General features: G+C 37.7%; 12 protein-coding genes and 2 tRNA genes. 9 read left to right on the forward strand and 5 right to left on the reverse strand.

Going from position 1 to position 11,427, the window contains the following annotated elements; translation table 11 throughout:
• Window positions 1-54: 54 nt before the first annotated feature.
• From pabB to I6E85_RS16240, 3 genes are all read left to right on the forward strand, one after another.
• Window positions 55-1,413: an aminodeoxychorismate synthase component I gene (gene pabB / locus I6E85_RS16230; protein ID WP_024590990.1), complete on the forward strand. Its 1,359-nt coding sequence runs from the start codon at window positions 55-57 to the stop codon at window positions 1,411-1,413.
• Window positions 1,414-1,419: 6 nt separating this feature from the next.
• Window positions 1,420-1,995 carry a CoA pyrophosphatase gene (locus I6E85_RS16235; RefSeq protein ID WP_024590991.1) on the forward strand — a complete coding sequence of 192 codons (576 nt, stop codon included), beginning with the start codon at window positions 1,420-1,422 and terminating at the stop codon, window positions 1,993-1,995.
• Between the two features lie 103 nt (window positions 1,996-2,098).
• A complete protein-coding gene (locus tag I6E85_RS16240; protein WP_024590992.1) occupies window positions 2,099-3,475 on the forward strand; it encodes an L-serine ammonia-lyase in 1,377 nt (458 codons plus the stop codon).
• A gap of 77 nt (window positions 3,476-3,552) precedes the next feature.
• Here the strand turns inward: I6E85_RS16240 and cysB are convergent, their stop codons facing one another.
• On the reverse strand, window positions 3,553-4,530 hold the full coding sequence (gene cysB / locus I6E85_RS16245; protein WP_002961670.1) for an HTH-type transcriptional regulator CysB: 978 nt from the start codon (window positions 4,528-4,530) through the stop codon (window positions 3,553-3,555).
• A gap of 324 nt (window positions 4,531-4,854) precedes the next feature.
• Between cysB and I6E85_RS16250 the strand changes: the two genes are divergently transcribed.
• On the forward strand, window positions 4,855-5,613 hold the full coding sequence (locus I6E85_RS16250) for a hypothetical protein (RefSeq protein ID WP_024590993.1): 759 nt from the start codon (window positions 4,855-4,857) through the stop codon (window positions 5,611-5,613).
• Window positions 5,614-5,688: 75 nt separating this feature from the next.
• Here the strand turns inward: I6E85_RS16250 and I6E85_RS16255 are convergent, their stop codons facing one another.
• A complete protein-coding gene (locus tag I6E85_RS16255) occupies window positions 5,689-6,981 on the reverse strand; it encodes an NCS2 family permease (RefSeq protein ID WP_010555089.1) in 1,293 nt (430 codons plus the stop codon).
• Window positions 6,982-7,099: 118 nt separating this feature from the next.
• Here I6E85_RS16255 and I6E85_RS16260 point away from each other — a divergent pair, with 118 nt between their 5' ends.
• From I6E85_RS16260 to I6E85_RS16270, 3 genes are all read left to right on the forward strand, one after another.
• The gene (locus I6E85_RS16260) at window positions 7,100-7,564 is read left to right on the forward strand and encodes a tetratricopeptide repeat protein (protein WP_007583707.1); all 465 of its coding nucleotides are present in this window, start codon (window positions 7,100-7,102) and stop codon (window positions 7,562-7,564) included.
• A gap of 298 nt (window positions 7,565-7,862) precedes the next feature.
• Window positions 7,863-8,297 (forward strand): SulA-like leucine-rich domain-containing protein, encoded by a 435-nt coding sequence (locus tag I6E85_RS16265; protein ID WP_007583705.1) that lies wholly within the window; start codon window positions 7,863-7,865, stop codon window positions 8,295-8,297.
• A 38-nt stretch (window positions 8,298-8,335) separates the two neighbouring features.
• Window positions 8,336-8,815, forward strand: a complete 480-nt coding sequence (locus I6E85_RS16270) for a YchJ family protein (RefSeq protein WP_010555087.1) — start codon at window positions 8,336-8,338, stop codon at window positions 8,813-8,815.
• Window positions 8,816-8,889: 74 nt separating this feature from the next.
• On the opposite strand, the gene I6E85_RS16275 is transcribed toward I6E85_RS16270, so the two are convergent.
• From I6E85_RS16275 to I6E85_RS16285, 3 genes are all read right to left on the reverse strand, one after another.
• Complete coding sequence (locus tag I6E85_RS16275; RefSeq protein ID WP_101163312.1) at window positions 8,890-9,807, reverse strand: diguanylate cyclase; 918 nt, start codon at window positions 9,805-9,807, stop codon at window positions 8,890-8,892.
• 193 nt (window positions 9,808-10,000) lie between these two features.
• On the reverse strand, window positions 10,001-10,303 hold the full coding sequence (locus tag I6E85_RS16280; protein ID WP_002961433.1) for a DUF6172 family protein: 303 nt from the start codon (window positions 10,301-10,303) through the stop codon (window positions 10,001-10,003).
• Window positions 10,304-10,482: 179 nt separating this feature from the next.
• Window positions 10,483-11,010 carry a VC2046/SO_2500 family protein gene (locus I6E85_RS16285; protein WP_024590995.1) on the reverse strand — a complete coding sequence of 176 codons (528 nt, stop codon included), beginning with the start codon at window positions 11,008-11,010 and terminating at the stop codon, window positions 10,483-10,485.
• A gap of 112 nt (window positions 11,011-11,122) precedes the next feature.
• On the opposite strand from I6E85_RS16285, the gene I6E85_RS16290 reads away from it, so the two are divergent.
• Both I6E85_RS16290 and I6E85_RS16295 read left to right on the forward strand, forming a co-directional pair.
• Window positions 11,123-11,207: transfer RNA gene (locus I6E85_RS16290), tRNA-Tyr, on the forward strand.
• Window positions 11,208-11,256: 49 nt separating this feature from the next.
• Window positions 11,257-11,341, forward strand: a tRNA-Tyr gene (locus I6E85_RS16295).
• Window positions 11,342-11,427: the final 86 nt, after the last annotated feature.

Genomic DNA, 11,427 nt, shown 5'->3' on the forward strand with positions numbered 1-11,427 from the left:
TGACTTATGATACCCTCCCAGCCCGTTTCGAGCCAGTTCTTAAAGGGGCAGTAAATGCTAAACAATAAAAAAAATTGTATTAAATTAGGCATAACACAAAACTGCATTGACGTTTTTGCGCATTTTTCACATTTGCCTTATGCAATTCTATTAGATTCTGCAAATAGTAATCATATAAACAGCCGTTTTGATATTATTGCCATTGAGCCGCAAAGTACCCTTGAAGTAAAAAATAATAAAAGCTTTTTAAATAATATGGAAAGTAGTGATAACTGCTTTGAAATTATGAATAATGAGCTTTCGCATCTTGATAAAACAAAAGCCGATTACGATTTACCCTTTAACGGCGGCTGGCTTGGCTACTTTGGCTACGACCTAGGCCGTACAATTGAAAACATCCCCACTCGTGCTATCGAAGATATTAATCTTCCCCAAATGGCTATTGGCCTTTACTTAGATGCCCTTATTTACGACAAGCAGCAACAAAGCTGGTTTTATGTATCGCAGCCAAACACCGATCGATTAGCGCTTTATGAGCAATACTTAAATACACACGCTAACTCCCAAGTTAATACGCAGTCCTTTGCCCTAAACAGCGACTGGCAATCAAATATGAGCGAAACGGAATACGCTGCAAAGTTTGCCCAAATTGAGGAGTATTTAAAAAGTGGCGATTGTTACCAAATTAATTTAGCGCAGCGCTTTAACGCTCAGTTTGAAGGCTCCCCTTGGGCAGCTTATATTAAACTGCGTGAGGCAAATAAAGCGCCGTTTTCAAGCTTTATAAATCACCCTCAAGGAGCTATTTTATCAATTTCTCCTGAGCGCTTTATATCTGTAAACAATAACGTTGTAGAAACCAAGCCTATTAAAGGAACACTGCCGAGAAAAGCAGATGCACTAGAGGATCAACAACAAGCGAAAATACTCGCAGCATCAGCTAAAGATCGCGCTGAAAATGTAATGATTGTTGATTTACTACGTAACGACTTAGGCAAAGTAGCAAAACCTGGCAGCGTTCACGTCCCTTCGCTTTTTGCTATTGAAAGCTTTCCGGCAGTGCATCATTTAGTAAGCACGGTCACCTCAGAACTTGATGAAGGTAAAACAGCGGTCGATCAGCTAAAAGCGGCTTTTCCGGGTGGCTCAATCACCGGTGCGCCAAAAATTAGAGCGATGGAAATAATTGAAGAATTAGAACCGCATCGCCGCAGCATTTATTGTGGTTCAATTGGTTATTTAAGTGCATGTGGAAATATGGATACGAGTATCACTATTCGCACATTGGTGTGCCACAAAGCGCAAATTTACTGCTGGGCAGGTGGCGGAATAGTCGCTGATTCTAAAGTCGAATTGGAATATCAAGAAACTTACGATAAAGTAAATAAAATCCTCCCTTTATTAAAACAGTAGGTCGCTTTGAATAGTGAACACATTATGGCGCGGTTTCTGTTAAGCCCTACAGCTGCGCCAAATCAGTTAAAAGACACACGTAAAAAACGCGCTAGCGCTGTTATGCTGCCAATTATTGATATAGATAACCATGCACATATTTTACTGTGTAAACGCCCTACTTATTTACACCATCACCCTGGGGAGATTTGTTTGCCCGGAGGCAAGTTTGAAGTAAGCGACATTACCCTTCGCACCACAGCACTTCGCGAACTAAAAGAAGAGCTAAATATTGCCCAAAGCAACGTTAATGTATTAGGTCACTTACCTGAGTATTCAACCTTAACGGGTTTTAGTATTAGCCCCTATGTGGGTTTACTCAAAAAAAACACCACCTGGGAAAATGACTATAATGAAGTACAAGCGAGCTTTTTGCTCTCTGTTACTGAATTAAATAACGAAGCTAACTGGCAACCCTTACCTTTTCAACGATTTGGGAAAACGGTTATTTTGCAAGGTTTTAAAACGCCGCATGGTTTACTTTGGGGTGCGACTGCAAGCATTATAAAAAACTTTACAAAACAACTCGCCTTACCAGTTTAAATCTTCGTTATTAGTAGTTACACAATCACAATTCCACGTTATCATGCTCGACCGTTCAAAGAGCAGCTTCGTGCTGATAAAACAAAGTAGAGACACACACATTATGATCAGTGCATTTGATATGTTTAGCATTGGTATTGGCCCTTCGTCATCACACACCGTTGGCCCAATGCGCGCATCACGCTTATTTGTTAATGACCTACAAGAACAACAATTATTAGCAAATGTTACCGATATTAAAGTAGAGCTTTATGGCTCTCTTGGTCAAACAGGTGTTGGCCATGGCTCGGGTAAAGCCGTAATTCTTGGTTTAGCCGGTTACGATCCTGAAACAATTGATGCCGATTTAGTCGACGACATTTTAGCGACCATTGAAAAAGATCAGGTTATTTATTTAAACAAAACACATAAAGCCAAATTCCCAAAACAAGGTGCTATTGTTTTTCATCGTCGTAAAACACTGCCTAAGCATTCTAATGCAATGGAAATTATCGCCTCAAACAACGGCGAAAAAATTTACAGCAAAGTATATTACTCTATTGGCGGTGGCTTCATTGTTACCGACGAAGAGTTTGAAAACGAAAAACAAGCAGCCCTCGATATTAGAGAAGAAAATCCAGCCCCCTTCCCATTTGGTAGCGCAAAAGAACTACTAGAGATGTGTAAAGAGTCTGGGTTTAGTGTTTCTACCTTGATGATGAAAAACGAAAAAACACTGCGCACTGAAGACGAAGTAAAAGACACATTGTTCCATATTTGGAAAGTAATGATGGCTTGTATTGACCGTGGTATGCGCACCGAAGGTATTTTACCTGGCGGCTTAAAAGTAAAACGCCGTGCGCCCAGCTTATACTTAAAACTAAATATAGAGGTCAGTAACGACCCGCTTCGTGCAATGGACTGGGTTGATTTATTTGCCCTTGCCGTAAACGAAGAAAACGCTGCAGGTGGCCGTGTAGTTACCGCACCAACTAATGGTGCTGCGGGTATTTTACCGGCTGTGCTTATGTACTATCACACATTTGTGAAAGAAGTAGACCGCGATATAGCCACGCGTTATTTATTAACCGCTGCTGCTATTGGTATTTTATATAAAAAGAATGCCTCTATATCGGGTGCCGAAGTAGGTTGCCAAGGTGAAGTCGGCGTTGCGTGCTCTATGGCTGCAGGCGCATTAACAGAAATTGTTGGTGGCAATGTTGTGCAAGTAGAAAACGCAGCAGAAATTGGTATGGAACATAATTTAGGCCTAACGTGCGACCCTGTTGGTGGCTTAGTACAAGTACCGTGTATTGAACGTAATGCAATGGGCGCTATTAAAGCAATTAACGCTTCACGTTTAGCTATACGTGGCAGTGGCGAGCAAAAGGTATCGCTTGATAAAGTGATTAAAACCATGCTTGAAACTGGTAACGATATGAAAACTAAATATAAAGAAACCGCTCGCGGTGGATTGGCTGTTAATATTATCGAATGTTAATCAGCTCGCTATAAAAAGAAAAAGCCGCCTATTTTTAAAATAGGCGGCTTTTTTATTATTCATTTAATGTAGTGACATTATTTAACGGGTAACTCTATATCTGCAAATAACTTATCTACGTCATCTTGGTTACGTAATAAGCTTGCTCGCTCTACTCGCTCTTTAGTTAAGTGCGGTGCAAAACGTTCGATAAAATCATACATATAAGTACGTAAAAAGCTGCCCTTTCTAAAACCAATTTTGGTCGTACTAGCTTCAAATAAGTGGCTTGCATCAATACACACTAAATCGGTATCGCTCACTTGATCTATCGCCATTGAAGCAACAACACCAACTCCTAAACCCAGTCGTACGTATGTTTTTATAACATCAGCATCGGTTGCGGTAAATACAATGTGTGGTTCAAGCCCGTGTGCGCTAAACGCTTTATCTAACTCTGAGCGGCCCGTAAAACCAAATACATATGTAATGAGTGGATATTGAGCAATATCAGCAACGGTTAAACTATTTGCCTTTTTAGCCAACGGATGGTCTTTAGCGACAACAATACTGCGATTCCAATGGTAGCAAGGCAGCATAACTAAATCTGAATACAAATGCAGTGCTTCTGTTGCAATAGCAAAATCGGCATCACCGCGTGCTGCAGCATCCGATATTTGCTGTGGAGTACCTTGGTGCATATGAAGCGATACCGCAGGGTATTTTTTCATAAACCCTTGAATTACGTTAGGCAAAGCATAACGAGCTTGGGTATGTGTTGTAGCAATATTTAACTTACCTTGATCAGGTAGCGTATGCTCATTAGCAACGGCTTTAATACCTTCTACTTTAGAGAGTATTTCACGAGAAATATTAATAATATCTTCGCCGGCACCGGTTACATGCGTTAAATGCTTACCACTGCGACCAAAAATTTGCACACCCAACTCATCTTCTAACATGCGTACTTGTTTAGAAATTCCTGGCTGCGAGGTAAATAAACTCTCAGCAGTCGCTGAAACATTTAATTTATGATTTTGTACTTCTACGATGTATCTGAGTTGTTGTAATTTCATGGCTGCAAATTTTAACGTTATTATTCATATTATTTATAAAGGCAATACCGCTTAAAACCAAGTGTTATTTACGTAAAATAGCACTTTAGGTCTTTAGGTGTGCAATTATCTGATTAGAGCTCAAGGCTAGCATAATAAATATGCTTCAGGTAGCGATGATTATTCAGCTTTAGTTTATAAGCCCTTAGGCTTACTGCAGTTTATAAAGAGCTCAACCTATCAATTTTTTGGTATATTTTTTAAGTTAATCGGCGCAAAGCTACCCTGTTAACGTATATTTAATGTAAGATTAAATAATTAGGTTATATATCCGAGAATTACACCATGATCGTTTCTATTATAATAGTGCTTATAGTTGCATTGATTGTGATTGCACTTTGGGTAAGTGCTGTACAACAACACAAAGAAAAACAAGAGGCAGAACGCCGTAAAGAGCTTACAAAACAAAAAGCTATAATAGAAGAAACAGAAGAGGCACTAATGAATAGTGCTAACATCCCCCTTTCTGAAAATCTAATTCGTACATTACAGCGCCGTATTTACGAAGCTTTAAATACAATGGTTACTAACTCGCAAACATCTAAAGCACTTAAAAGCCGCTTAAGTGAAGCAAAAACGCACTTATCTAATCCAGTTCAAGATAATAGCAATGAAGCTTTAACGCTACCTAGTAATGACAAACAACTTGTAGGCCTAATTCAAGGCATTAAAAAATTACGCTCAATTTTACGCTCTGAACACAGCAAAGGTCGTATTGATAGCCAAGTTTTTGTTTTAGAAGATAAACGTCTCGAAAAACTACAACTGCGTATTAATATTGAAAGCCAAATAAAACGTGGCTTATCTGCCCGCTCAGCGAGTATGGTTGGCTCAGCAAGACAGTATTTTGAAAAAGCGCAGGCAACACTCAGCGCAGTTACCTACTCTGATGAATATGTAACAACAAAACGGCTAGAAGTTGAGGGTTACTTAGAGGCAATTAGTGTTGAACTGCGAGCTTCTAATGCAAGCGCACTTAAAAAGAAAACAGAAGAAGAGCAAGACGACTTAGATATACTGTTTGCTCCTAAAAAGAAATGGTAGCGCTTTTATAAAAGCATTAAAAAAGCCTGCACAAATTAAAATTTGTGCAGGCTTTTTTGTGTTTTTTGTTAGCGATTAAGACAAAAATGCAAACTTGAAAACAAACAAGGCTGTTAATATCCAAACACTAATACTGACTTGATCTTGCTTGCCACACAAGACTTTAACCGCCGTATAAGATATAAAGCCAAGTGCAATACCGTGCGCAATCGAAAACGTTAATGGTGTCATTAGTAATACCACAGTAACAGGAATTGCATCGGTCATATCATCCCAGTTTACAAACTTTAAATTTTGCAGCATCAGAACAGCGACATATAAAATAGCACCTGCCGTAGCATAAGCCGGTACCATTTGTGCAAGCGGTGCAAAAAACATCATTAGTAAAAAGCAAATGCCTACAACTACAGCTGTTAAGCCAGTACGTCCGCCAACAGATACACCAGCAACCGATTCTATATACGATGTAGTCGTAGACGTACCTAGCATCGCACCTGCAATTGTTGCTGAGCTATCAGCACTTAATGCGCGCCCTAAACGAGGCATGTTACCTTTTTCATCAGCTAAACCTGCTTTTTGAGTTACCGCAACTAATGTACCCGAAGTATCAAAAAGATCGACAAACAAGAAAGCAAAAATAACACTCATCATTGATATATCAAAAGCGGCTGCAAAATCTAGCTGCATAAAAGTAGGCATTATTGATGGTGGCATAGCCATAACACCGTGATATTCAACAAGCCCCAAACTTAAAGCAATGCCAGTCACTAATAAGATACTAATAAGTACGCCACTTTTAAAATCGCGATATAAAAGCGCTGCAATTACAAAAAAGCTTAATATAGCCAATAACGGTCCTGGAGAAGTAATGTCGCCCAACTGCACTAATGTTGCCGGGCTTGAGACGATAATGCCTGCATTTTTAAGGGCAATTAATGCTAAAAAAGCACCTATACCCGTTGCGATTGCTCGCTTGAGCACCAGAGGTATGGCATTAATAATCCACTCTCTGACTTTAAATAAGCTTAAAAACAAAAATATACAACCCGACATAAATACAGCCCCTAACGCGGCTTGCCAGGTATAACCCATTCCTAATACGACACCATACGTAAAAAAGGCATTTAGTCCCATACCAGGCGCTAATGCTAATGGATAGTTAGCCCATAAACCCATTATAAAACAGCCTATCGCAGCTGCTATACATGTCGCTACAAATGCAGCCCCTTGATCCATCCCAGCCTCTGCGAGCATAGCCGGGTTTACAAATACAATGTATACCATAGTTATAAAGGTAGTTAGGCCAGCAACGCATTCGCGTTTAACTGTTGAATTATTTTCGCTCAGTTTAAATAAGGCTTCGAACATAATAAACTTGTGATAGTAAAAAGTGGCGAGATTTTAACATAAAAATTATCTTTTACAGGACATTTTACCTTGCTATATACTAAACTGTTAGAGTAGTTAAAATAATAAATGAACCAATATGCTTAAAACAACACCTTGTGAGCAAGACTTAGAGCAACAGCTAGATAATATTTTAGGTTTTGTTACTCAACCCGAAAATACCTCTGTGCCCGTTGATAATAAAAAAGATGAGCAAAGTACGTTAAATAAAGCCCTATATTATTTAAAAAATAATCAAGCTCCATTGGCTGCAAAATGGATGCGGCTTGCTGCAATGGCGGGAAACCATAGAGCACAGTTTTATTTAGGTTTATTCTTTGTGAAAGGTGAAGGCGTGCCACAAAGTGTATTTCATGCTGTAGCTTGGTTAAGCTTAGCAAGTAGCCAAGGGTACGCCCCTGCCACTGCAGCGGTTACAGATATACGCAAACATATCGAAACTAAGCGATTTAAAGATGCTCAATGTTATGCGGCAAGTTTGTACGAACAAATCCACCAACTCCAGTTTTCTCATATGATCCCTCGCACGAGTGAAAACACATAAGCTAACCATGATAGAAGTACTGTATGCAGTGTAAAAAAATACTGTATATGGTTACAAAGATAATCCTATACAGTATAAAACCCCAAAATGAAGACACTGCTCAAAAATTTATTTTTAGAATACCTTCTCAAAAATAATTCCATAACAAGCTGATTAATAAAGAATTATAAATCAAAAAAATAAAAACAATGATCAAAAGCTGAATAACTGTACAAATAAATAGCATAAAAGGCTTGCACGAAAGCACTGTATAAACTACTGTATATAAATACTGTATAAAAACCCAGTGAGTGAAATTATGTTACAGCCTATTACCGTAAGAACAGTTAAAAGTTACCAACAAGATGAGCAAAGCGATTGCGTGAATTTGATTCAAATTGAAGATGAAATTTCAGCGACCTTTGAGCTTTTAAAAGTATTACACCAATACAATAGCTCTAATGCATGGACGTTACTAATTGCTCCAGATCACGTACCTAGCAAAGCTTTACTTGACTCATGCTCTATTGATACAAGTAAATTACTTGTTATTAGACAAAAGCACCTAGTAAATTTAGAGTATGTATTAAATTCTGCATTACATAACGGAAACTTTGCAGCGGTAATTACCTGGACCGATATAGTTAATAACCAACTACTTACGAATCTATCGTTCGATTTAAGTAAAACGAATACAAAACTATACTGTTTTACTAAAAAGTCTCAAACAACAGAGATATCACTCGCCCAATAAGCTTGTTAAACTAATGTTTTAGACTTTGTATTATTATTATGACTTCACTCAATACCACATTATGTTTTTGCAGCAGTGGGCACAATTATGCCGATTGCTGCGAGCCGCTTCACTTATCTGTTAAACAGGCTGATTCTCCTGAACAACTTATGCGCTCACGATTCAGCGCTTATGTTATTAAAAATGCAGAATATGTTTATCAAACCTACGCAAAAGAAAAACAAGCTGAAAATCCGGTTAAAGAAATCAATGATTTTGCTAACAGCTGTCGATTTATAAATCTTGATGTAATTGGGTCAAGCCATGATGGCGATACCGGTACTGTAGAATTTAAAGCCCAATATTTTTATCAAAACTTATTTTGTGAGCTTCACGAAAAATCGCAGTTTATTAAAGAAAACACTCAATGGCGTTATTTAGATGGCACTATATATCCTGTTGAAGATATTAAAGTGGGCAGAAATGATGACTGCCCATGTGGTAGCAATAAAAAGTACAAAAAATGTCATAGCGTGTAATAAATAATCTTATTTAATATTTATCACCTACAAGGTGTTTTTAAGTGGCAAAGTGATTTATTAGCTAGCTAAACTTAAAAACACACTTGGTTACGGCCTTGCATATTGGACTCATACATTTTTTCATCTGCGATCTGCAAGGTGTTTTTGTTATTTACGTACGGTTGTAGGGTTGCACCGCCAATACTAATAGTCACAAAGTCATATTCTGAATATCTGTGTAATATTCCTAAATCGACCACATTTTGTTTAATTTTATCAGCAACACAAATTGCACCTTCAGTGCTTGTATGCGGTAGAACAACTACAAACTCTTCGCCGCCGTAACGCGCAACAAAATCGGTTGGCCTTTGCAAACTATTAGTAATAGTTTGTGCAACAAGGTTTAAAACCGTATCGCCTTGCACATGACCATAAAGATCGTTGTATTGCTTAAAGTAGTCTATATCGATGAGTAATAGTGCGTAGTCGACTTTTTCTCGTAAGGCGCTTCGTTCCATTTTAGAAAAATGCGCATCAAAATAACGACGATTGAATACCTTTGTTAAATCATCTAGAAATACTTTTTGATTGAGTAAGTCATGTTGTAATTTTAACGTTATATGCGCACGAACTCTTCTAAATAATGTTTCTTTTTTAATCGGCTTTTTAATGAAATCGACAGCTCCGGCTTCCCAGCACTCTTCTTCTTCGTTTTCAAAGGATGTAACAAAAATAACTGGGATATCCTGTGTTTCAGTATTATTTTTTAATTTTAAACATGTATCAATACCACTCATTCCACCCATATTAATATCGAGTAGGATAATATCAGGTAAATCAACATTACAAATTTCTATCGCCTCTTCACCACTTCCAGCAGTTGTCACATTAAAATGCTCAGATAATATTTTTTTCAATACGATTAAGCTTAATAACTGATCGTCAACTATAAGTACTTTAGAATTCTTTAAACTTAGTTTTAATTGATGGTCAGAGTAATTTATTGGCATAGTAAAAATGTTTTGTTTTTTTAATTAAAAACAGCCTATAGCATCACATTTTGTTATTCAAATGTTAATTAAGAGGGGTTCTACTTATTGGTTACTAATAAAAATGCTTTTTAGTAAATCTTTATTGCATAAAAACAAAAAATGAGCCACTTGGGCTCATTTTATAACTTTGAATACTTAATTTAGTTAAGTATTATTCGTCATCATCTAAATCTAACTGTTGACGTTGAGCAGGTCGAGCTAAAATCTCTACGTAGAAAGAGGTCAAACCTTGCTTTTCAATTTCGCCAATTTGGTTACTTAATTCAGCAACGTGCACAACTTGCGCATCTTCAGCTGTGTTACCAAACTTACAGTCAAATGCCCAATAGTCAGCATCTTCAGGTAGCGTTTTATTACGCTCTCTTTTCAAATATTTTTTCACTTCGTGCTTTGCAGCATCAACCATACGAGGGTATTTGATTTTCTCGTGATTTAGCGTGAATGTTTTCTTCATTACGTTCCTAATTACCTTGGTTTAATGATAATGGCATTTCATGTCATACCATTTGACGCCATTATAGCAATTGCATTTAATTTTTGGATGCTTTTTTTTCATTAAATCAATTATTAGCAAATATATAAAGCAGACCCGTTGTAAAGCATATATTAACTGGTGATTATTACAATCATATATCACACAGCAATAAGTTGAAGTGGTTGATGTATTGCATCATTATTAAGGCTGTCGTAAAAAGCAGCTGCATCTATAGGGGGATTAGCTAGTTGGGTTTGTTCGCTTTTAATTCTTCTTCTGACGGCAAGCTCACAGTTATCTATTATATTAAGTGAAATATGCTTATCATCATTTCTAATCGCAAGTGGTTCAGGGCTTAAGCATTGTCTTAACTTAATACTTGTCATACCACAGCGCGCTCCTTCTTGAGATATTAATGATGCATTAAATTGTCCAACCAACATATTATATTCATCAGGGGCTAAAAGTTGCTTTGGACCTGCGCCAAATTGCTTTCTTAACGCCTCTTCTTCTATAACTAAATTATCTGTTTCAGTTTTTGGTAAATGAAATTGACTAAAGTCGAGTGCGTCATGTGACAGCATCGCTAATAATAGTGCAAATTCGCCACGGCGATTTTCATGCACACTATTATTGAGTCTACTGTTTAACTGACTCTCTGTGATTAACAAATCATCTATTTGCATAGTCTTTAGCCGATTGTGGTAACTGATAGATATTTATCGGCTTTATTTCAATTTTCTTTAGCTTTTTTCTTTACTTAAATACGCAATTTGCTATTATCAGCGCCGTTGCATTGGAGGGGTTCCCGAGCGGCCAAAGGGATCAGACTGTAAATCTGACGGCTCAGCCTTCGCTGGTTCGAATCCAGCTCCCTCCACCACTTTTCTTACCGCTAAGTTAAGTGGGGCCAAATGCAATAAAATTAGTGTGGAGGGGTTCCCGAGCGGCCAAAGGGATCAGACTGTAAATCTGACGGCTCAGCCTTCGCTGGTTCGAATCCAGCTCCCTCCACCACTTCTCTACTATTCCTATATTCCTATATTCCTATATTCCTATATTCCTATATTCCTATATTCCTATATTCCTATATTCCTATATTC

It is taken from the genome of Pseudoalteromonas sp. NZS71 (assembly GCF_015864715.1).
GTDB classification, from domain to species: domain Bacteria; phylum Pseudomonadota; class Gammaproteobacteria; order Enterobacterales; family Alteromonadaceae; genus Pseudoalteromonas; species Pseudoalteromonas arctica.

Excerpts from the sequence above, each read along its gene's own strand:
- pabB (WP_024590990.1), top strand. The coding sequence starts at position 55 with ATGCTAAACAATAAAAAAAATTGTATTAAATTAGGCATAACACAAAAC.
- cysB (WP_002961670.1), bottom strand. The coding sequence starts at position 4,530 with ATGAAATTACAACAACTCAGATACATCGTAGAAGTACAAAATCATAAA.
- I6E85_RS16270 (WP_010555087.1), top strand. The coding sequence starts at position 8,336 with ATGACTTCACTCAATACCACATTATGTTTTTGCAGCAGTGGGCACAAT.
- I6E85_RS16255 (WP_010555089.1), bottom strand. The coding sequence starts at position 6,981 with ATGTTCGAAGCCTTATTTAAACTGAGCGAAAATAATTCAACAGTTAAA.
- I6E85_RS16275 (WP_101163312.1), bottom strand. The coding sequence starts at position 9,807 with ATGCCAATAAATTACTCTGACCATCAATTAAAACTAAGTTTAAAGAAT.
- I6E85_RS16285 (WP_024590995.1), bottom strand. The coding sequence starts at position 11,010 with ATGCAAATAGATGATTTGTTAATCACAGAGAGTCAGTTAAACAGTAGA.
- I6E85_RS16280 (WP_002961433.1), bottom strand. The coding sequence starts at position 10,303 with ATGAAGAAAACATTCACGCTAAATCACGAGAAAATCAAATACCCTCGT.
- I6E85_RS16265 (WP_007583705.1), top strand. The coding sequence starts at position 7,863 with ATGTTACAGCCTATTACCGTAAGAACAGTTAAAAGTTACCAACAAGAT.
- I6E85_RS16240 (WP_024590992.1), top strand. The coding sequence starts at position 2,099 with ATGATCAGTGCATTTGATATGTTTAGCATTGGTATTGGCCCTTCGTCA.
- I6E85_RS16260 (WP_007583707.1), top strand. The coding sequence starts at position 7,100 with ATGCTTAAAACAACACCTTGTGAGCAAGACTTAGAGCAACAGCTAGAT.
- I6E85_RS16250 (WP_024590993.1), top strand. The coding sequence starts at position 4,855 with ATGATCGTTTCTATTATAATAGTGCTTATAGTTGCATTGATTGTGATT.